At 38.9% G+C, this 21,060-nt stretch carries 19 protein-coding genes; 11 read left to right on the top strand and 8 right to left on the bottom strand.

Going from position 1 to position 21,060, the window contains the following annotated elements; genetic code table 11:
• Window positions 1–191 precede the first annotated feature (191 nt).
• From V7150_RS16870 to V7150_RS16860, 3 genes are all read left to right on the top strand, one after another.
• Window positions 192–3,338 (top strand): S8 family peptidase, encoded by a 3,147-nt coding sequence (locus V7150_RS16870; RefSeq protein ID WP_335520734.1) that lies wholly within the window; start codon window positions 192–194, stop codon window positions 3,336–3,338.
• 148 nt (window positions 3,339–3,486) lie between these two features.
• The gene (locus V7150_RS16865; RefSeq protein WP_335520732.1) at window positions 3,487–3,852 is read left to right on the top strand and encodes a hypothetical protein; all 366 of its coding nucleotides are present in this window, start codon (window positions 3,487–3,489) and stop codon (window positions 3,850–3,852) included.
• A gap of 503 nt (window positions 3,853–4,355) precedes the next feature.
• Window positions 4,356–4,760, top strand: a complete 405-nt coding sequence (locus tag V7150_RS16860) for a BsuPI-related putative proteinase inhibitor (protein WP_335520730.1) — start codon at window positions 4,356–4,358, stop codon at window positions 4,758–4,760.
• 745 nt (window positions 4,761–5,505) lie between these two features.
• Here V7150_RS16860 and V7150_RS16855 read toward each other — a convergent pair.
• Window positions 5,506–6,162, bottom strand: a complete 657-nt coding sequence (locus V7150_RS16855; RefSeq protein WP_335520727.1) for a hypothetical protein — start codon at window positions 6,160–6,162, stop codon at window positions 5,506–5,508.
• Between the two features lie 11 nt (window positions 6,163–6,173).
• Complete coding sequence (locus tag V7150_RS16850; RefSeq protein ID WP_335520724.1) at window positions 6,174–9,275, bottom strand: S8 family peptidase; 3,102 nt, start codon at window positions 9,273–9,275, stop codon at window positions 6,174–6,176.
• 711 nt (window positions 9,276–9,986) lie between these two features.
• Between V7150_RS16850 and V7150_RS16845 the strand changes: the two genes are divergently transcribed.
• From V7150_RS16845 to V7150_RS16835, 3 genes are all read left to right on the top strand, one after another.
• Window positions 9,987–10,637 (top strand): DsbA family oxidoreductase, encoded by a 651-nt coding sequence (locus tag V7150_RS16845; RefSeq protein WP_335520721.1) that lies wholly within the window; start codon window positions 9,987–9,989, stop codon window positions 10,635–10,637.
• Window positions 10,638–10,742: 105 nt separating this feature from the next.
• A complete protein-coding gene (locus V7150_RS16840) occupies window positions 10,743–11,345 on the top strand; it encodes a nitroreductase family protein (RefSeq protein ID WP_335520720.1) in 603 nt (200 codons plus the stop codon).
• A gap of 52 nt (window positions 11,346–11,397) precedes the next feature.
• Window positions 11,398–11,802: a nuclear transport factor 2 family protein gene (locus V7150_RS16835; protein WP_335520718.1), complete on the top strand. Its 405-nt coding sequence runs from the start codon at window positions 11,398–11,400 to the stop codon at window positions 11,800–11,802.
• 506 nt (window positions 11,803–12,308) lie between these two features.
• Here the strand turns inward: V7150_RS16835 and V7150_RS16830 are convergent.
• Window positions 12,309–12,761 carry a DUF1801 domain-containing protein gene (locus tag V7150_RS16830; RefSeq protein ID WP_335520715.1) on the bottom strand — a complete coding sequence of 151 codons (453 nt, stop codon included), beginning with the start codon at window positions 12,759–12,761 and terminating at the stop codon, window positions 12,309–12,311.
• Window positions 12,762–13,088: 327 nt separating this feature from the next.
• On the opposite strand from V7150_RS16830, the gene V7150_RS16825 reads away from it, so the two are divergent.
• The gene (locus tag V7150_RS16825; RefSeq protein ID WP_335520712.1) at window positions 13,089–13,625 is read left to right on the top strand and encodes a CueP family metal-binding protein; all 537 of its coding nucleotides are present in this window, start codon (window positions 13,089–13,091) and stop codon (window positions 13,623–13,625) included.
• A 72-nt stretch (window positions 13,626–13,697) separates the two neighbouring features.
• On the opposite strand, the gene V7150_RS16820 is transcribed toward V7150_RS16825, so the two are convergent.
• Complete coding sequence (locus V7150_RS16820; RefSeq protein WP_335520708.1) at window positions 13,698–14,480, bottom strand: metal-dependent hydrolase; 783 nt, start codon at window positions 14,478–14,480, stop codon at window positions 13,698–13,700.
• Window positions 14,481–14,524: 44 nt separating this feature from the next.
• On the opposite strand from V7150_RS16820, the gene V7150_RS26645 reads away from it, so the two are divergent.
• The 4 genes from V7150_RS26645 (at window position 14,525) to V7150_RS16800 (ending at window position 17,643) form a co-directional block, all read left to right on the top strand.
• Window positions 14,525–14,605, top strand: a complete 81-nt coding sequence (locus V7150_RS26645; RefSeq protein WP_420490304.1) for an SEC-C metal-binding domain-containing protein — start codon at window positions 14,525–14,527, stop codon at window positions 14,603–14,605.
• A 323-nt stretch (window positions 14,606–14,928) separates the two neighbouring features.
• A complete protein-coding gene (locus tag V7150_RS16810; protein WP_335520701.1) occupies window positions 14,929–15,678 on the top strand; it encodes a DUF6904 family protein in 750 nt (249 codons plus the stop codon).
• A 164-nt stretch (window positions 15,679–15,842) separates the two neighbouring features.
• On the top strand, window positions 15,843–16,778 hold the full coding sequence (hprK, locus tag V7150_RS16805; protein ID WP_335520737.1) for an HPr(Ser) kinase/phosphatase: 936 nt from the start codon (window positions 15,843–15,845) through the stop codon (window positions 16,776–16,778).
• 67 nt (window positions 16,779–16,845) lie between these two features.
• Window positions 16,846–17,643 (top strand): ABC transporter substrate-binding protein, encoded by a 798-nt coding sequence (locus tag V7150_RS16800; protein ID WP_335520699.1) that lies wholly within the window; start codon window positions 16,846–16,848, stop codon window positions 17,641–17,643.
• Window positions 17,644–18,125: 482 nt separating this feature from the next.
• Here the strand turns inward: V7150_RS16800 and V7150_RS16795 are convergent, their stop codons facing one another.
• The 4 genes from V7150_RS16795 to V7150_RS16780 are packed head-to-tail and all read right to left on the bottom strand — an operon-like array spanning window position 18,126 to window position 21,059.
• Window positions 18,126–19,079 (bottom strand): ABC transporter permease, encoded by a 954-nt coding sequence (locus V7150_RS16795; protein WP_335520696.1) that lies wholly within the window; start codon window positions 19,077–19,079, stop codon window positions 18,126–18,128.
• Complete coding sequence (locus V7150_RS16790; RefSeq protein WP_335520693.1) at window positions 19,072–19,983, bottom strand: ABC transporter ATP-binding protein; 912 nt, start codon at window positions 19,981–19,983, stop codon at window positions 19,072–19,074. Before V7150_RS16790 ends, V7150_RS16795 begins: the two co-directional genes overlap by 8 nt.
• Entirely contained in the window at window positions 19,984–20,691 is a 708-nt protein-coding gene (locus tag V7150_RS16785; RefSeq protein ID WP_335520690.1) for an ABC transporter ATP-binding protein, read from the bottom strand.
• On the bottom strand, window positions 20,688–21,059 hold the full coding sequence (locus V7150_RS16780) for a GntR family transcriptional regulator (protein WP_335520687.1): 372 nt from the start codon (window positions 21,057–21,059) through the stop codon (window positions 20,688–20,690). Before V7150_RS16780 ends, V7150_RS16785 begins: the two co-directional genes overlap by 4 nt.
• Window position 21,060: the final 1 nt, after the last annotated feature.

The following is a 21,060-nucleotide window of genomic DNA, read 5'->3' as shown; positions in this document are numbered from 1 at the left end:
TTCAATGTTACCTATTCATTTCATATACAGCTAGAAACTACATATCTCTGATACAGAAACGGTAATTGGTCCAGGAGGTGTCCCTTTTAACCTGTTAGGAATCTCTTAATTTACACTATTCAACAATGAATCCTACTTTAAGATATTTCTCAACATTTGTAACTTATTCATATCTACTAGGAGGATGTATGGTGAAAAAAAAGAAATTGAAGGCGTTTTTAGCTGCCTCTTTATCCATGGTTGTTTTTGCTTCATCGTCTTATAACGTAAAAGCCTATGATAAAACTACATTAGAAAAAACACTTAATAGTGCTGCCGTTGTTAACGCTTTGAGCGGTTCCGACGAACAAACCATTACCTTAATTACGGGTGACGTCGTTAAGGTTAAAATGATTGAAAACGGTAAAAGCGTCATAAACGTGGAACCTGCCGATCCGAACGATGCAGGCGTACAAATGTATACAATTGGTGAAGATACGTATGTCATACCAAGTTCAGCTATACCTTATCTGGCTGCTGACAAACTGGACCAGGATTTGTTTAATGTAACGAAATTAATAGAGGACGGCTATGATGATAAAAGTCTCTCTTCCCTGCCAGTTATCGTAGAATACACAGAGTCCACAGCGAGCACCGTCCAAACAAAGAAGGAATACACAGAGTCCACAGCGAGCGCCGTCCAAACAAAGAAGGCCGATCCAAAAGGAGCAAAAAAGGTTCGTGTGTTAGAAAGTATTAATGGTGCCGCTCTTGCAACATCTAAAAAAGAAGCGGAGACGTTCTGGAAGGACATCACATCTGAGGCTTCCCAGAAGCCTAATTCTCACTCAGTATTATTTGACCATGACATTGAAAAGATCTGGCTTGATGGTCGTGTGGAAGCCACATTAGAACAAAGCGTACCTCAGATCGGTGCCCCAACGGCTTGGGAATCTGGCTTTACAGGTAAGGGGGTTAAGGTAGCGGTACTTGATTCAGGCATCGATCCTAATCATCCCGATCTTGTAAATCAAATAGAAGAGGCAAAAAGCTTTGTACCTGGAGAAACGGTTGATGATTTTCACGGGCATGGTACACACGTTGCTTCAACGGTATTAGGAACAGGTGCTGCTTCTGATGGCAAGAACAAAGGAGTTGCTCCTGAAGCACGTTTGCTTGTAGGTAAAGTGTTAGACAAAGGAGGACGCGGTTTCGATTCATGGATTCTTGACGGTATGGAATGGGCTGCACACAACGCCAAGATTGTAAGCATGAGTTTGGGAGGCGGGAAAAGTGACGGAAGAGACCCGCTGTCTCAAGCCGTAAATAGACTAAGTGAAGAAACAGGTGCACTATTTGTTATTGCTGCCGGTAACGATGGTAGAGAAGGATCCATCGGTTCACCAGGAGCTGCAGATGCTGCTTTAACGATCGGTGCTGTGGATAAGGCAGACAACCTTGCTCCTTACTCATCAAGAGGACCTCGTCTTGGGAATGGGGACTTGAAACCTGACCTGTCTGCACCAGGTACTGGGATTGTTGCTGCTCGATCTGCACTATCAAGACTAGGAAGCGGATCTTACCTGAGTATGAGTGGTACATCCATGGCAACCCCACATGTGGCGGGTGCTGCTGCGATCCTTCTGCAGAAGCATCCTGAGTGGAATGGCACTCAGCTAAAAGAAGCGTTGATGAATACCTCTAAAAGATTAGATTTCTCGCCTTATTATATCGGTACGGGCCGATTGGATGTACCTGCAGCTCTAAACAGCACTGTTCGTGCAACGGGTTCTCTGTCGTTCGGCTTCATTCAGTGGCCATACGATAAAGCGCAGCCTATAGAAAAAACAGTCACGTATACAAACGACAGTGACTCCGCTGTCACTCTAGATCTTCAAGCAGAATTTAAGAATACAAAAGGTGATGCTGTACCAAATGGTATGTTAACCATTTCTGAGAGCAAGATCACGGTTCCAGCTAATGGTACAAAGACAATAACAGTTTCAGTAGATCCGAAGCTTGGTAACTGGGGTCGTTATGAGGGGCACCTAACAGCAACTGATTCTGAAGGCAAGCAAGTGGCTCATACTTCAATGGGCATTGAGAAAGAAGATGAGAAGTATCCGCTAACGTTAAACGCTACGGACCTTATTGGAGATCAAGCTTTTGCGATAGTCACAATCGTTGGCGATAACATGGAACCTACATTCCTTCCGATAGTGGGAACAAAAACAATTCGTGTAGCACCTGGTACGTATTCAGCCATGACTCGTATAGAATCGGACTTTGGCACCGATCATGGTAGTAATGCAGTAGTCGGTAATCCTGAATTCAAGGTAGACGGTCCTCAAACCGTGGAACTTGATGCACGAAATGCAAAAGAAATTACAGCTGAAGTGCCGAAGAAGACAGAAGAACAATATCGTCGCATGCAATTCCACCGTTCCTTTGGTGACAATGAAATAACCGCTGCGTATTTTATGTCTGCAGACACCGATAAAATATATGCACAACCAACAGAGAAAGTTAAGACAGGAGAATTCGAATTTCTGACTCGCTGGCATTTAATAAAACCTCAACTTGAGATCCAGTTTAAAGAAACAGTGTTGGATGATATACTGGAGTATGGAACTACACCTCTTGATGGTAAATATAACTTAGAAACGGTTTATGTAGGAAAAGGAACACCAGCTGACTATGAGGGTCTGGACGCAAATGGAAAAATAGTTGTCGTCGATCGTTTCGAAGGTGGTTATTTTGCGACAATGGAAGCGACACGTGCACAGGCCACTACGGCACTTGCCGCGGGTGCAAAACTGATGATTCTCGTAAACTATAATGAAGAGGAATTCATTCCGTTGATGGGAAATGAAAAAGGAAATCCAAGAGGCACGAACATCCCACTTACCGTTACTGGAATCAGTAAGGTTGTAGGCGATAAATTGATTGCAGCAGCACGTTCCGGTAACCTGCACCTGCTTGTTGAAGGTGTACCATATACACCATATGTATATGATTTGGTGGATGTTCACCAAGGCCAGATTCCAGAGAATTTAAAATATAAACCATCTAACAATGAACTCGTTAAGATCGACACGAGTTACAAATCAGATGGTGAAGCAGTTGGTGAAGATGTCCGTTATGATTTACGTCCGTATCAAAATGACACTTTTAATTTAATGAATTCTGTACCACTGCAGTTGCCTTCTGATCGAACAGAGTGGGTTTCAGCAGTGAAAGATACTCTCTGGTCTCACCAAGCCAGAGTATTAGCAGCACAATCCCGTCCATGGCAAGTTCAGCCTTTTGTTACTTATGAAAAAGGACAAAAACTTCAGGAAGACTGGTTTCTCCAATAGTTCGTCCGCGTTTGGGTCAAGGCTATTGGACACCTAACCGCCAAGGGAACAATTTACAATTTGATATTCCTGCTTGGGCAGATTCAGGAAATGGCTCTACAGGTCAGGTCACATCTGCGGAATCCGTAAAAAATTTCAAACACTTAAATTGTACCAAGGAAATACTCTTCTTATAGAAGGAAAAGGACAAACTATTTTAAATAAACCAGTCCCAGAAGAAAAAACACAATACCGTCTAGTAAGTGATGCGAAGCGAGACCCGAATCGCTGGATAGCATCATTAAGTACGCATACAGAATGGACATTCTGGTCTCAAAAAGGCCAAACCTTACTCCCATTCTATTCACTGAATTATAAGGTTGAGACCGATATGAACGGTAACGCACTTGCGGCACCTTCCACTCCACTCGAACTATCTGTTGCAAAACTTGAAGGTGTAGCAGATTACGGTAAGCTAGAAGGAGCGACATTAGAGGTTTCTTTTAATGAAGGTGAGTCGTGGGAGACTGTGTAACTAGAGCGTACAGCCGATAACAAGTGGGTAGCCAAGATCAACAATCCGAAGAATGCTGAATATGTATCATTACGAGCAGCTGCTTGGGATGATCTAGGTAACAAAATTTCTCAAGATGTCATTAAGGCTTATGGCTTGAGGTAAGTTTAATAGCCTATCCATCTGCAAATGATGGATAGGTTATTTTTACTGTATTTTTTAAAGTTCTTTAATAGCTTTTTGAGCATGAACTGCATAAGAAGGAAAAAAAGAAGAATTTAGTCATCTGTTTTGGAATATTTTTACTATGTAAAAAGAATGATTAAATTGACGATTCGAATTTGTTAACAAACAATGTACAAACTTAAAGAGTCTTTTGGATTTTTTATAAAGTAATTAAGCAATACTAAAGGGATACATTTATGCATTAGGAAGGGGTATCACCTTTGAGAATGGCTATCTTTTGTTTTTGGATGATTTTTGTTAGCGGGAACCAATTAACCTTAGCTAAGGAGGTTAGAGACATGACAGATTGGAAATGGGATGGGGATGTCATCACAGACGTGGAACAAGCCACATTTACTTTTACGTTTAAAAATACTAGCGATCAGCCAATGCTTATAGAGTTTCCAACGAGCCAATTTTATGATTATACCGTGTACAATGCACAAGGAGAAGAGGTGTATTATTTTAGTAAAGGGAAATTTTTTTTACAGGCGATTCAATTTATGTCGTTAAATAGCGGGGAACAAACTCAATGGAAAGATACGTGGAATTACAAAACGAATGAGGGCGAGAGAGTATCTGCAGGAACGTATACAGTTAAAGCCATATTAAATGTATGGAAAATAAATGACAAACTTGTTCATACAAAGCCATCTACTTCGTTTACTTTCAATATTAAGCCTGAAAATACAGCCATTCGATAAGTGAAAGTTGCAGGAATAGAAGGGTACTGTAACAGGAGAGGCCTAGGTAGATTCAGGAATATTATATTAATCAATAGAGGATGGCGATACAACACTGATGAATGAGAAGATTGTAAAAATGCGAAAAAACTCACCTAGCTGAGTGCCGTTTTCTATTTTTAAAAATGGGGGGAGCTCGTCAAAAAAGGCAGACTCCCCCCTTATTAGTACCGCCAGAAAAACGCGCCTGCACAAGTTAAGAAAATCCCAGTAAAAATCCTATCTCTCAATGATATAAATGAGAATTTGGGATTTAGCTATTCAATAATTTGGTCCGATTGCGGAACAAAAAATCCAGCAATTAAATACTGGATTTTTGATTAAACTTTATAATAAAAAAGACTGATCGTTTATAATAAAGTTTGTTAGGTTGTAAAAAAGTTTGATCAAAAGTCCTGTGTTGATATGCAGGATTTTTTCTTGTTCAGCAATCGAGCTATTTAATCGAATATGAGCAGGGATTTTGTGTCTAACTGAGAAGTACAACCTAACGTTGATGACGTTGCATTTCTCAATTCGTTAGAAGATAGTAATATAGTACACTATTTAAAATAAAAATGGTTGACTTTGCTTAATAAATAATGGTCAAATGTATAATGAGGCTTACGTAAATCATGCAGTTCATGCTAAAAAAGCTATTAAAGAACTTTTAAAAAAACAATAAAAATAACCTATCCATCATTTGCAGATGGATAGGCTATGAAACTTATCTCAAGCCATAAGCCTTAATGACATCTTGAGAAATTTTGTTGCCTAGATCATCCCAAGCAGCTGCTCGTAATGATACATACTTAGCATTCTTCGGATTGTTGATCTTGGCTACCCACTTGTTATCAGCTGTACGCTCGAGTTTCACAGTCTCCCACGACTCACCTTCATTAAAGGACACCTCTAATGTCGCTCCTTCTAGCTTACCGTAACCTGCTACACCTACAAGTTTTGCAACAGATAGTTCGAGTGTTGTGGGACGTGCCGCATGTGCGTTACCGTTCATATCGGTCTCAACCTTATAATCCAGTGAATAGAATGGGAGTAACGTTTTGTATTCTACGCCTTTTTGAGACCAGAATGTCCATTCTGTATGTGTACTTAATGATGTGTTCCAGCGATTCGGGTCTCGCTTCGCATCATTTACTAGTCGGTATTGTGTTTTTTCTTCTGGTACTGGTTTATTTAATGATAGAGTTTGCCCTTTTCCTTCTATAAGAAGGGTATCACCTTGGTACAATTTAAGTGTTTCGTTTTTCACGGATTCTTCCTTTTTGGCATGACCTGTAGAGCCATTTCCTGAATCTGCCCAAGCAGGAATATTAAATTGTAAATAGTTCCCTTGGCGGTTAGGTGTCCAATAGCCTTGACCCAAACGCGGACGAACTATTGGAGAAACCAGTCTTCCTGAAGTCTTTGTCCCTTTTCATACGTAACATAAGGCTGGCGAACTTGCCATGAACTGCCTACTACTCTGGCCTGGTGATACCAGCGAGTATCTTTCACTGCTGAAACCCACTCTGTTCGATCAGAAGGCAACTGCAGTAAGTTTGGATTCGCTATACAGATATTTGCATACGGACGAAAATCATAACGGACCTCTTGACCAGGTGCTTCACGATCTGATTTGTAACTCGTGTCGATCTTAACGAGTTCATTGTTAGATGGTGCATATTTTAAATTCTCTGGAATCTGGCCTTGATGAACATCCGTCAAATCATATACATATGGAGTATTTGCTTCACCTTCAACAAGCAGGTGCAGGTTGCCGGAACGTGCTGCTGCAATCACTTCATCGCCTTCACTCTTACTGATTCCAGAAACGGGAAGTGGGATGTTCATGTCATTTGGATATCCTATTGAATTTCCAATAAGCGGAGTGAATTCCTCATCAACATTGTTTACGATAATCATCAGTTTTGCACCCGCGGCAAGTGCCGTGGCTGCCTGTGCACGTGTCGCAGCGATATTCTCATTAAACTTACCTTCCGTGATACGATCGACGACAACTACTTTGCCATTTACGTCCAGATGTTCATAGTCAGCTGGTGTTCCTTTTCCTGCATAAACCGTGGATAAGTTATATTTACCATCAAGAGGTCCACTTCCCCACTCCAGTGTATCATCCAACACTTTTTCTTTAAACTTGATCTCAAGGGAAGGTTTTATTAAACGCCAGCGAGTCAGAAATTCGAATTCTCCTGTCTTAACTTTCTCTGTTGGGACAGCATATATTTTATCGACGTTTGAAGGAACCACATAGAAAGTGTTCATTGTTTTGTCACCAAGGGAACGGTAGAATTCCATGCGCTGATAGCTTGGTTCTGACTTCTTCGGCACTTCAGCTGAAATTTCTTGTGCATTTCGTGCATCAAGTTCCACGGTTTGAGGACCGTCTAGCTTGAATTCAGGATTACCGACTAATGCTACACTAACATGATCGGTGTAACCGTCCATTTCTAGATAAGACATGGCTGAATACGTACCAGGTGGTAAACGAAGTGTTTCTGTTCCGTTTACCCAAATGAATTTAGGTTTCATGTTTTCGCTAACGATTCCGACAATCGAAAAAACAGGCTTTCCATTAAGGTCCTTAACGTTAAACGTTAGCGGATACTTCTCATCTTCTTTCTCAATGCCCATTGAAGTATGAGCCACTTGCTTGCCTTCAGAATCAGTTGCTGTTAGGTGCCCCTCATAACGACCCCAGTTACCAAGCTTCGGATCTACTGAAACTGTTATTGTCTTTGTACCATTAGCTGGAACCGTGATCTTGCTCTCAGAAATGGTTAACATACCATTTGGTACAGCAGCACCTTTTGTATTCTTAAATTCTGCTTGAAGATCTAGAGTGACAGCGGAGTCACTGTCGTTTGTATACGTGACTGTTTTTTGTACAGGCTGCGCATTATCGTATGGCCACTGAACGAAGCCGAACGACAGAGAACCCGTTGCACGAACAGTGCTGTTTAGAGCTGCAGGTACATCCAATCGGCCCGTACCGATATGATAAGGCGAGTAATCTAATCTTTTAGAGGTATTCATCAACGCTTCTTTTAGCTGAGTGCCATTCCACTCAGGATGCTTCTGCAAAAGGATCGCAGCAGCACCCGCCACATGTGGGGTTGCCATGGATGTACCACTCATACTCACGTAAGATCCGCTTCCTCTTGATAGTCCAGATCGAGCAGCAACAATCCCAGCACCTGGTGCAGACAGGTCAGGTTTCAATCCCCCATCTCCAGTACGAGGTCCTCTTGATGAGAAAGAAGCAATTTTGTCTGCCTTATCCACAGCACCGATCGTTAAAGCAGCATCTGCCGCTCCTGGTGAACCGATGGATCCTTCGCTACCTGAGTTACCGGCAGCAATAACAAATAGTGCACCTGTTTCTTCACTTAGGCTATTTACGGCTTGAGACAGCGGGTCTCTTCCGTCACTTCGCGCGCCTCCCAAACTCATGCTTACAATTTTAGCGTTATGTGCAGCCCATTCCATACCGTCAATAATCCATGAATAAAGACCACCTCCATCATTATCTAATACTTTCCCTACGAGTAAACGTGCTTCAGGAGCAACTCCTTTGTTCTTGCCATCAGAAGCAGCACCTGTCCCTAATACCGTTGAAGCAACGTGTGTACCATGCCCGTAAGCATCTTCAACCGTTTCTCCAGGTACAAAGCTTTTTGTCTCGTCTATTTGATTTACAAGATCGGGATGATTAGGATCGATGCCTGAATCAAGTACCGCTACCTTAACCCCCTTACCTGTAAAACCAGATTCCCAAGCCGTTGGGGCACCGATCTGAGGTACGCTTTGGTCTAATGTGGCTTCCACACGACCATCAAGCCAGATTTTTTCAATGTCATGGTCGAAGTTAGGTTTGGCTTTCTGGGAAGCCTCATGTGTGATATCCTTCCAGAACGTATCCGCTTCTTTTTTAGATGTTGCAAGAGCTGCACCATTAATACTTTCTAACACACGAACCTTTTTTGCTCCTTTTGGATCGGCCTTCTTTGTTTGGACAGCGCTCGCTGTTTGGACGGAGCTCGCTGTGGACTCTGTGTATTCTACGATAACTGGCAGGGAAGAGAGACTTTTATCATCATAGCCGTCCTCTATTAATTTCGTTACATTAAACAAATCCTGGTCCAGTTTGTCAGCAGCCAGATAAGGTATAGCTGAACTTGGTATGACATACGTATCTTCACCAATTGTATACATTTGTACGCCTGCATCGTTCGGATCGGCAGGTTCCACGTTTATGACGCTTTTACCGCTTTCAATCTTTTTAACCTTAACGACGTCACCTGTGATCAGGGTGAGCGTTTGCTCGTCAGATTCATTTAAACTATCAACAACAGCAGTATTTTCAAGTGTTTTTTCTAATGTCGTTTTATCATAGGCTTTTACGTTATAATACGACGAAGCAAGAACAACCGTAGATAAAGAGGCAGCTAAAAACGCTTTCAATTTCTTTTTTTTCACCATACATCCTCCTAGTAGATATGAATAAGTTACAGATGTTGAGAAATATCTTAAAGTAGGATTCATTGTTGAGTAGTGTAAATTAAGAGATTGCTAACAGGTTGAAAGGGGCACCTCCTAAACCAATTACCGATTCTGTATAAGAGGCATGTAGTTTCTAGCTGTATATGAAATGAATAGGTAACATTGAAATCAATAGAATTGTATATCTGTTAGACTGGGGTGGCAAATGGGGTTTTATAAGGGGCTTGAGACCTGAGTTTTTTATAATTTAAATGATTTTAAATAAAATAGCGTTGCAAATCTATATCAATTGTCCTATTAATATAGATTTTGAGTTGGGGTTTTAAATCAATCTATTGATTATTAAGAGATTGTGTGATTAGGAGATATATAAGAAGTTTAAATACGGAACATTGGAAAGCATAGTAATAAAAAAGGAGAGAGGGCAAAGTGGTTGACTTCTGATTTAGTTGTAACTATAATAGTTACATCTGAGGGGTGGTAAATTTGAAAATTAGCAGGAAAGCGTGTTAGACCATATTACAATAGAACAAGTAGATAGTTCATTAGTAAATAGGATAAATTCTTCATCAAAAATTATTTACCATGTGCAGTTCTCTGTATTGAGATGTACATTTTTTTACCTCCTTGTTGTAACTAATTTAGTTACAACTATGAAGAATAATAAAAGAAAGGGAGAGATACTAAATGACTGTAAAAATTAAAGCTTATTCTGATTTCATATGTCCATTTTGTTTTTTAGGAAAAGGCCCTTTAGATGAAATCGCAAAGGAAAAGGATGTAGAGGTAGAATGGATGCCATTTGAATTACGTCCGAATCCATACCCTAAAATTGACCCATGGCAAGATCCAGCAAAATTAAGCTCTTGGGATTCCTTTATTCTGCCTGCTGCGAAGAAGCTAGGGGTTGATATGCGTTTACCGCGTGTTTCTCCTCATCCATATACACATTTGGCTTTTGAGGGGTACCAGTTTGCAAAAGAACATGGGAAGGGAAATGAGTACCATCATAAAGTTTTTACCGCGTTTTTTCAAGAAGAACAAAATATTGAAGATATCGAAGTGCTGACAAACATAGCCGGTGAAGTGGGACTTTCTAAGGATGCTTTTAAGGAAGCAATAGTATCACGGAAATATCGTGAAGCCCATCAAGAAGCTTTAAAACATGCTTATGAAGAAGCAAAAATTTCGGCTGTTCCAACCTTTGTAGTTGGCGATGAAGTGATTCAAGGGCTAGCCAGCAAAGGAAAATTAGCACAAGTCATTGATAAGGCATTGGAAAAAAACAAAGCAAATGATCTTGATGGTATGCAGTGTAATATGGATGGGTATTGCTAAGTACTAGATGATCTATGAATAAGGACTGTTATAAGCAGGTATTATTTAAAAATAATTGTTCAGCTTTTGGAAGTAATGAATTAAACAATAATGGGAGGAATCAAAATGTCAACAACTACAACAACTTTAAAAGAAGCAATCGTTAATCGCCGTTCCATTCGTAAAGTAAAAAAGAATGAAACTATTACGAAAGAAAGAATTAATGAAGTAGTAAAAACAGCTTTATATGCACCATCATCTTTTAATATGCAAAGTAGTCGTATTGTTGTGCTCATGGACGCTGAGCATGAAAAGTTCTGGGATATCGTAAAAGAAACTTTACGTCCACGTGTTCCAGAGGAAAACTTTGGAGCAACGGTTGAAAGATTGCAAGGATTTCGTGATGGAGCAGGTACGATTTTATTTTTCGAAAATCAAGAAACAGTAAAGACAATGCAAGAAAATGCACCGTCCTATAAAGAACAATTTCCATTTTGGTCACATCAAGGAAATGCAATGCTGCAATATGCGATGTGGATGTCTTTAACAGCAGAGGGCATTGGAGCTTCTTTACAGCATTATAATCCTATCATTGATGAAGAAGTGAAGAAAACATGGAATATTCCGGCGGAATGGACCTTAATAGCACAAATGCCATTTGGTGAACCAAATGAAGAACCTGGTGAAAGAACATTCTTGCCTTTTGAAGATGTCGTGAAATTTTATTAATACAAAGCAATGATTGAAATAAAAAGTGGGAGAATGCATCCGGAGGAAAAAAATGAGCCAACGAACAAATTTAGAAATTATTCGCAGCACATATGAAGGTCCAACTTCGGAAAATGCTCAGCACTTACTTGAAGCACTTGCAGAGGATGTTGAATGGACAGAAGCAGCAGGGTTTCCATATGGAGGAACCTATATCGGAGCAGATGCTATCATAGCTAATGTGTTTAGCCGCTTGGAAGCAGAATGGAACGATTATAAAGCCAGTGTGCATACGTATCATGAAATAAAAGATAAGGCTATCATCATTGCTGAAGGAGTTTATTCAGGAACGTATAAAAAAACTGGAAAAGCTTTTCAGGCAGATTTTTCACACATTTGGAAGTTGAAAAATGGAAAAATTATTAAGTTTAAACAGTATGTAGATAGTCATGTTGTTCAAAAAGCTATGGCAGACTAAAAGTTACTTTAGCAGTTTTCCAAAGCCATAGTCGTAAAGCATGATCTCTTGATACCTTTAAGTAGTTTCGTCCGAAAAAAGATTTCTTGGTTAAATAGGAATGTATTTGTTGAATATTGGTGCCTGTCCCTCGACTCGTAAAGCTTTAACACACTGGGGGACAGGCACCTTTTATTTATAAGCACAGTGTGTGGAATTGGGTGTTCACTTCTGAGTCACTAGGAGTGTGAGAGTAAAAAAATATCCGGCGCTTGGCCGGATAAAAAGATATATGTGAAATGGGGGTGAAAGGTTATGAAAAAATCATGTCCCTCCCATATATTTCATCATAAACCATTGAAATGAACAATCTATGAATAAACCATTAAAAGTTGTGTTCTTAAATTATAGGTGAGCTCCAGCCAACGGATCTAGACTAAAAAAGTCCAATGCCTGATAGTTATCATGAATATGAATTAGAGACCGTAAATCCCTATCCAAAAAATGATGTGCATAACTGTTTTTTATCATTTATTCTGTGAACTTGTCACTTCTATCCACTTAGTTATCACTTCTTTAAGATTTTTTTCTTTAGCCTTCACATCATCCATATCAGAAAATTTTACGATAGCTCGATCATCAGAAACCCAATCCAATAATCCAGTAGTGTCATTAAACAAAGGTCCCTTCCCTTTGTTATCTTTTACCTTGGCACCACAATGAAAGACAAGCCGGAAAAACCCTTTACCCTGCAGATTGAACGTCACGATATCGTGATTGTTAAAACAGAAACTCGGAGCATTCCATTTGATCTGTTCTGTAATTTTGTTATTTGTATTTAAAATGATGTTTCGAACTTCCTCTATTTCCTTTTTAAAAGGATGTTCAAGATTGTTCATATATTCAACTACTTGTTCAACACCAGACAGCTTACCTGATTTCTTACCTGTTTGTTCCGCTTTCTTTTTATTTGTTGCCATATTAGTTCTTACTCCTTTCTATCACTAATAATATATACAGAAGTTGAATGGCCAAGATGTTCCATTTAATAAAATGAGGAATACAACTATTCTAAGCTATTCTGCTATCACACCATTTTCTCCTTTAAGGAAACGACTAATACTTGTAGTATTAAAGAATCATCTGAAGATGTAAAATTAGTTTTATAATGGGAAGTAAGCAGTTCAGTTTTTGTGAAGAACTATAAAAATCTGTAGATATTTTGACAAATGTAAGAAATGGTACTTTGCAAAGAGGAAAAAAGGTAAAATGGTATAAAGAAAGGGACAAGGAGTGAATACAATTAAATGAAATTAAAATTAATTGTGGTTTCTTTATTGGCTTCCGTTGTACTAGCTGCTTGCAGCGGCACAAGTACAGATGAAGGAAAGCCTGTAAAAGAAAAGGAAACGAGCGATATTAAGCAATTGGTAAGTGATTATAGTGGAGGTAACAAAAAAGTTCAAAATGCCTCTATTACGTCTCAACAACTCATTGTGACTAACAAAGATGGGAGCGAGACTGCCTATGCCTTGCCTAAAGACGAATTTTTTGTTTCTATTGCCCCTTATGTCAATGAAACCCATCCTTGAACGAATCATAGCTTGACAGGTTGTCAAGGTGAACTAGCAAATAAAGAGTTTAAGTTATACATTGAAGACGAGGAAGGCAAAGTAATACGAGATGAAATGGTAAAATCCCAATCTAATGGATTTATCGATCTATGGCTGCCACGAGATAAAACGTATCGGATCAAGATCGAGCAAGACGGAAAAAAGGTGGAGTCAGAGCTCTCAACTTTTGAAAATGACGCTACTTGCATTACAACTTTGCAGTTGATGTAGTTCAAAGTAAAAAAAGATGAAAAAATAAAAAAGATCGGGATTTGCCCAAATCAAGGTAAATCCCGATCTTTTTTATTTCTCGAATTCTCTTTCTTCACCATAACCAATTGTAACGACGGTTGTTTTAGGATGACCTTTTAATAATTCTTCTAGCTCTTTATCTTTATCAATCATATATTCAACAACCGGGAATGCCTGTAATAATTTCGTCAACTTCTCAGGGGATACTGCCGTTTCATTGGATGGGAAGGTATGGCTTGGAATGACATATTTAACGTCTAACAAGTGGTTAACCGCATATGCTGCTTCACTTGGTCCCATTGTAAAATGTCCAGATGAGGAAAGAATTGCGATTTCGGGCTGATAGACATTCTGGATTAATTTCATATCGGTCATTAACGCTGTATCACCCGAATGGTATAGGGTATAGTCATCTTTAAAGTCAAAAATATATCCTGCTGACTCCCCGGCATAAACTGGTGTACCTTGAGTTTCCCCATAAGAAGAAGTGTGTTTAGCCTGGACCATGGTAATCCTCACATCATCAAAGGTCACGGAACCCCCAAAATTGATTGGCAATACATTTTTAATTCCTTGCTGGAGAAGAATCAAGGCCAACTCATATTGCGCAACAATCATTATCTCTGGTTTGTGTTCAGTTACCTTCGTCAGACCACTTGTATGGTCAATATGACCATGGGTTAGAAAAATGCAATCAAAAGATTGATAGAACTCCGCAGTATCTAAATCCGGAGGAAAACCGGGATTTAAATCAAAGAACGGGTCAATTAAATAGTTTTTCCCTTCCTTACTTTTTAAAACAAACATGGCATGACCAAGTCGTTGAATCTTCATTTTGTGACCTCCTAAACCGAAAATAAAAATCAAAACTATTTTATTTGCATGAATGGAAATTTAGAACCTGTGCAAAGGGGCCATGTGGAAGCGGGAAAAAGTATAAAAATTGCGATGGAGCATAAAAGCTATGGAGATTCCCTTGCTTCAGTGCAAACCGATGCGAATAACGACTGGATCATTGAGCTTTTTTTGAAAATGGGTGTCTATCCTAAAAATAGTGCCTGCTCCCCAGTATATTAAATTATTAACGTAGTGGGGGACAGGCACTTTGTTTAACATTGCTGAAGACACAGGTATATAGTACAAATATTATAGAGAGTAAATTTGGAGATGCAGATATGGGGAAAACTAGATACTATCAAACAAATTAAGTGATATAGTTTTATGAAATATTGCAACCATCAAAGAATACAACCAAAAAAAAAGACAGAGTTGAGGGAAAGTAATGATTTTACTAAAGTATACTCTTAATTACACTGGAGTTACTGTTTCCGGGGACAAAATGGATTTGGAAGAACTTTATGCAGCGCTACATACAATTGTGGGTGATGAGGACGAGTTGATTTCTTACGAAGGTGCTCGTTTAAGAGTTCTTGGGGTTTGCTATGACATTCGCCATGCACTAATGGGGCATCGGGCAATAGAATTTGTTGATAACGGATTGGATGCTGATAAGATGAGATTCTTATCTGTTGCCACAACGGATAAAAATATCTATTACACCTTTAACGTATTATGGCCGGAACTCTTATTTATCACGATGGCACTAAATGATTTCGTCAGGCTTTATGCTAAAAAGCAAGTTAAGAACAGTTACAATCCTATTCTAGATTACCGTAATATTTGGGATTCCACCATTGCGCAAGTGAGAGGGTTTCAGGCTGCCATTGCGAAATGTATAAAAGAAACCATTCCGGAGACCTCCGTAAGTCGAATTATGAAATTAATGACCAGTGATTATACCTATTATAATTATTACGCAACCCAATATCTGGACGAGCTCAACTGCCATTTTATCGACATGAATAAAGAAAAACGTTTGAAAAACATCACGATTATGGCAAAAAGAATTGCTGACCAAGGCAAAGAATATCAAGAGGTCAAGGAAGCTGTCATCAGCGCTGCTAGAAAATATAATTGTTCGATGACAGAGATTAGGTCTTTAGTGGAGTATCCAGAGGATTTTGAATGGTAGATAAGCGAAAATCAACAATTAGTGCCTGTTCTCCAGTGTAATAGTGGAGTTTTTAAAGGATGTAGCCTTTTGGAAATCAGGTCGTAATTGGATGATTATTTCAAAATTATTCAGTATAATTCAAATAACAAAAGGCTAGTAGGAGGGTGAATAAGGTGAAAAAGGTGAAAAAAATAACAGTCGAATATTTAGTTCGGAAGTTTTCATTGAAAGTATTGGCTGGTGAAGGTCAACTGCAGAAAATGATAACGCATTCACGGGTCCATCGTCCGGGCCTAGAATTTGTTGGTCATTTTGATTTTTTCCCAACCAAACGAGTTCAAATTTTAGGAAAAAAGGAAATTACCTATTTACATAAATTGAGCCACGAAGAACGTAAATTCCGAATCGGAAATATTGTCCAATATCATCCGCCATGTTTTATTGTTACGGCGGGAGAAGAAGGACTTACCTATTTAAAACATCATTGTAATGAACAGGGGATCCCCCTGCTACTAACCAATCAGCCTGAGTCTACTTCAGAATTTATAACAAAACTGGATGCGTATTTGGTGAAGGAATTAGCACCAGAAATGACTGTGCATGGAGTTTGTATGAATGTGTCTGGCATGGGGATCTTACTTCGCGGTAACTCAGGGGTAGGGAAAAGTGAGACGGCTCATACGTTAATTCGCCGCGGACACAGGCTGGTTGCGGATGATATCGTTGTCCTAAAAAAGCTGAGCCCGCAAACAATTCTGGGTACCCATGATGAGAAAACCAAGGAATTCTTGGCTCTTCGCAGTATTGGGCTATTGAATGTAGTTCGCTTATACGGTCGTAAGGCTTTTCAAGATGAAACACGAATTGCGCTTGATATTCATTTGACGAAATGGCAGAAAGATGATTTGAATAATGAATTGGATAAGGAACCTCATTACATAGAATATTTGGGTGTGAAGGTTCCATCTATCGAAATCCAACTCCAGCCTGGACGCGATGTAGCGGGGTTAATCGAGGCAGCAGCTAATAACTGGTATTTAAGGCAGCAAGGATACAGCGCAGCGGAAGAGTTTATGAGCAGGATTGAGGCTGATATTGCAGGTTCTGAAAAACTATAACTATTTAAGTAATAGTTAGCTAGAAATTTACTTATTTAGAGTCATGAGTATACAGGAGGGGAATTCGATGACACATTTTTTAACTGATCATCTTGGAAGACAGGTGAATATTTCCACTGTGCCCAAGCGCATTATTTCTATTTGTCCTGCAATTACTGAGACACTATTTGCTCTAGGTCTTGAGAAAGAAATAGTTGGCCGCACAAAATATTGCATTTTTCCTAAGGGGATTGTAGAAAATGTCCCAATCGTAGGCGGTACAAAAGAAGTAAATGTGGAAACAATACGTGATTTACAAGCAGATCTTATATTAGCAGAAAAAGAAGAAAACACAAATGAAATTGTCCTTGCACTTGAAAAAATTGCTCCAGTTTTCGTTTTGGAGGTACAAAAGATAGACGATTCCTACCGGTTGATAGAAACGCTGGGATTACTGACAAATAGAGAACAGGCAGCTAACCGCCTCATCACATCCTGCAAAAAATCTTTCCCTGATCTTTCAAGTAAGCAGAATCTAAATGCCGCATATGTTATATGGAGAAAACCATACATGGTGGTAGGTGGAACGACATACATTAATGATGTATTACATAGACTTGGTTTCCAAAACCCATTCGAAATGGGAGAATCAAGGTATCCCTCGGTTACAAAAGAGGAGCTTGCAGATGCAAATCTTGATGTACTTTTGCTTGCTTCTGAACCATTTCCATATCAAGAAAAACATATAGCAGAATTTCAATCATTTCTTCCAAATACAAAAATCCTTTTAGTGGACGGCGAAATGCTTTGGTACGGAGCGAAAATGTTGATAGCAGGGGCTTATTTAGAAAAATTAAAAAAAGAAATAGAGAAGAGCATTATGTAGGGTTCTCTCAGTTTTAATAAGGTGAACTTGGTATTTTTTAAATATAGAAATTGATTTATCGTAAGGGGCTGTCCAATAAGTCGTTTGCTTTTCTACAAAGAATTAACAACGAGTTTTCACATGGGGAAGAACAACTTGACAGGTTAGCAAAGCCTATCGATATTCCTGAGTTTCAAAAAGATGCAAACTTAATCTTAAAAACCAAAGAAAATAATGATAGTACAATATGAAGCATTTTTTAACAGTATAAAGTAGCCAGAGCCTCGTAGAGTACGGATATTTGATGTCAATTTTGTTAAAAACCTTATTTAGAAGTGTTACGGAGAGCCGTATCATAAGTTAATGAGGTTAAACAAGGGATTACTGGTCAGTTCTTATTTTGGGCCACCTGATTAGCAGACCTTGAGGATTACATTAATAATGTAACGATATACAAATGAGGAGCATTTCCATATGAATGCTCCTCCAAATGACTTTTCTGTTTACGCAGCTACATCCCTCTTGGTAAAAACCCCAAAAGCCAATAGCTGAAAGACGAAAAAGTAAATCAATAACATGAAAACCGAGAATCCTAGCGTCATCTCTTTGACTAATGGGACGCCATCAAAATATTGTGTTAAGTCTGTGTTGGCAAATAAAATATATTTTGCCCAATCATAGCGGCTTGAGATCAGAGACGTGATGGTTCCTCCCATAAATAAAAGGAAAATGGATAATCCAATCGCCATAGAACTGTTTCTAAATACAGCGGAAATCATAAATGCCATTGTAGTTATCATGATAACATCAATGGACGACAATAAATAAGTCTTTATTAAGTAAAGGAACATATTTTGTTCCACTACATTGCCATTTGAATAGGCAAGATGCACATTATTGCCATCGCCTGTTCCAAATAAAGAAAATCCTATAATAGCGGCACTAACAAATAAAACTGCCAACATAAAAAGGTCAAATAAGATAACCGTCATATATTTAGATAATAGTATTTTATATCTTTTTATAGGTCGAATTAAAAGCAGCTTTACCGTTCCCCAACTAAATTCACTTGCGACAATACCAGCAGCAATAATTATTGTAAATAAACCTGCAAACGAAATAAGAGCAGAGCTGTCCTTGATAAATGTCCACCCTGTTGCCTCTTTAGCTGGAGGAATTTTATGGTCTAAACGGTATTGATCAATCGCAACTTTTTTTTCTAAATCTTTTTTTACACTTACGGCTGTGGCCGGCAGCTCACTTATTTGTTGTTGATACTGCTTAATTTCTTGCTCTACCTGTTGCTCCCATTGATGATTAGCAGTTTGTTTGTTATTGCTATATACCTTGGTTAGAACCCCTGTAGCAATGACACCAAGAATCAGCAGCCCAATCATCACAAAAGTACCTGGACGTTTAAAAATTTTGATCCATTCATTTACAATGAGTTTATGCATGAAGCTTCTCCCCCTGTGTTGTGACTTCTAAGAAACGATCTTCTAAAGACTTAGAAATTGGTTTTACTTCAAAAATGCGGATCCCTTTTTCGATTAACAATTGAATCATATTTGGAACCTCTTCTTTTTCCATCTCTATGGCTATCCCATTGTCCACTTTTTCATATGAAATACCACGATTCTTAAGGATAGCGATGTTTTTCATATCCACTTCGAAGAAATATTTCTGCTTACTTTCCTGCTCATCATGGACCTTTTGAATATCAATGAGCTTTCCATTTTGAATAATCGCAATTCGGTCACACATCATTTCCATTTCAGACAATAGATGACTGGAGACGATAACTGACATCCCTTTTTCTTTCGTTAATTTTTTCAAATGATCACGAATCTCTCTAATCCCGGCCGGGTCAAGGCCATTAGTTGGTTCATCCAAAATCATCACCTTTGGATCATGGAGCAGACTTTGAGCTAACCCTAATCGTTGCCTCATTCCAAGGGAGTAGGTTTTCACTTTATCGTGAATTCGATCCTTTAAGCCGACAAACTCTACAACTTCCTCTATTTTTTGCTTAGAAACTCCCTTTACCATTCGGGCGTATTGCATCAAATTTTGATACCCGGTTAAAAATTTATATAACTCGGGATTTTCAACAATCCCGCCAATATTCCTAATTGCTTCCTCAAATTCCTTTTCCACACTCTTACCGCAAATCAAAATATCACCGGAAGTGATCCCCATTAAGCCTACCATCATGCGAATGGTCGTTGTTTTCCCTGCACCATTTGGTCCTAAAAAGCCAAATACTTCCCCTTCTTCAATGGCGAAGCTTAAATCATCAATGATCTTTTTCCCTTTAATTACTTTTGAAACTTTCTTCAATTCCACAACTGGACTACTCATTCAATTCTCCTCCATTTGTACCATCGTCGATTTAAACCATTCCAGAACGGATAACCCTTCTTCTTCCCTAAGGGTTTCGACATTTTTCTGGCCGATAATATCCCCTTGAAAAATCACAATCACTTCATCTAAAAGTGGTTCAATTTCATCGATTTCATGAGTGGCAATAATAACGGTTTGCTCTTCAAAATTAATGTATGATAATAGACTTTTCACAATCGAATCCCGAACCATTGGATCAAGTCCCGAGAATGGTTCATCTAATAGTAAAACCGGTGATTTCCTTGATAATGTTAAAACTAATTTTAATCTGCCGCGATTTCCCTTAGATAGTTGCTTAATTTTTTTCGCCCGATCGAGTTTCATATCGATTAAAAGTTGTTCTGCTATCTCCATATCAAAATCGGAAAATTGAGAAGCATAAAATTCAATCATATTTCCCACTGTAAAGGATGGATAAAACATATCGAGTTCCGTTAAATAAGCCACTTTTTTGCAAATTTTCCTTGTTACCTCTTCAGCGTCCACTTCAACTTTTCCATTGTTAGGATAGACCAAGCCTGCAATCATTTTTAATGTCGTCGACTTTCCGCTGCCATTCGGTCCTAACAACCCATAAATCTTCCCTGTTTCAAATGTAAGGGATACATTTTTTAATGAAAAATCTTTCCCATACCTTTTTGAAACATTACGTAGTTTAACGTTCACTCTTGCTCCCTCCTAAAGTATTGCTCTAAGCCTTCCACCATTTCCTCTTGTGAAAAACCCAGCTCTTTCATGTTTTGTACAAAGGCATCAATAATATCGGTTTGTAAACGAATCTTTAACTCTTTTAATACTTGTTCATTTTCTGTGACAAATGTCCCCTGTCCCCGCTTTGTTTCCACGATTCCCATCCTCTCCATCTCACTATAGGTTCTTTGGATCGTATTAGGGTTGACACCTGAATTAATGGCCATTTCACGAACAGATGGCAGTTTTTCTCCTGCCCGCATTTCTCCTCTTACAATTTGGGATGATAGATGATCAGCTATTTGGATATATATAGGTTTAGATGTTTGAAAATCTTTTGTCATG

The organism is Neobacillus drentensis (assembly GCF_036965245.1).
In the GTDB taxonomy this organism is placed as follows: Bacteria; Bacillota; Bacilli; order Bacillales; family Cytobacillaceae; genus Neobacillus; species Neobacillus drentensis_G.
The sequence above is the reverse complement of the archived record's forward strand: the minus strand, read 5'-3'. Positions and strand labels throughout refer to the sequence as shown.

Coding starts and splice junctions, on each gene's coding strand:
- V7150_RS16810 (WP_335520701.1), top strand. CDS start 14,929: ATGATTTTACTAAAGTATACTCTTAATTACACTGGAGTTACTGTTTCC.
- V7150_RS16840 (WP_335520720.1), top strand. CDS start 10,743: ATGTCAACAACTACAACAACTTTAAAAGAAGCAATCGTTAATCGCCGT.
- V7150_RS16790 (WP_335520693.1), bottom strand. CDS start 19,983: ATGAGTAGTCCAGTTGTGGAATTGAAGAAAGTTTCAAAAGTAATTAAA.
- V7150_RS16845 (WP_335520721.1), top strand. CDS start 9,987: ATGACTGTAAAAATTAAAGCTTATTCTGATTTCATATGTCCATTTTGT.
- V7150_RS16835 (WP_335520718.1), top strand. CDS start 11,398: ATGAGCCAACGAACAAATTTAGAAATTATTCGCAGCACATATGAAGGT.
- V7150_RS16820 (WP_335520708.1), bottom strand. CDS start 14,480: ATGAAGATTCAACGACTTGGTCATGCCATGTTTGTTTTAAAAAGTAAG.
- V7150_RS16830 (WP_335520715.1), bottom strand. CDS start 12,761: ATGGCAACAAATAAAAAGAAAGCGGAACAAACAGGTAAGAAATCAGGT.
- V7150_RS16860 (WP_335520730.1), top strand. CDS start 4,356: ATGACAGATTGGAAATGGGATGGGGATGTCATCACAGACGTGGAACAA.
- V7150_RS16800 (WP_335520699.1), top strand. CDS start 16,846: ATGACACATTTTTTAACTGATCATCTTGGAAGACAGGTGAATATTTCC.
- V7150_RS16795 (WP_335520696.1), bottom strand. CDS start 19,079: ATGCATAAACTCATTGTAAATGAATGGATCAAAATTTTTAAACGTCCA.
- V7150_RS16780 (WP_335520687.1), bottom strand. CDS start 21,059: ATGACAAAAGATTTTCAAACATCTAAACCTATATATATCCAAATAGCT.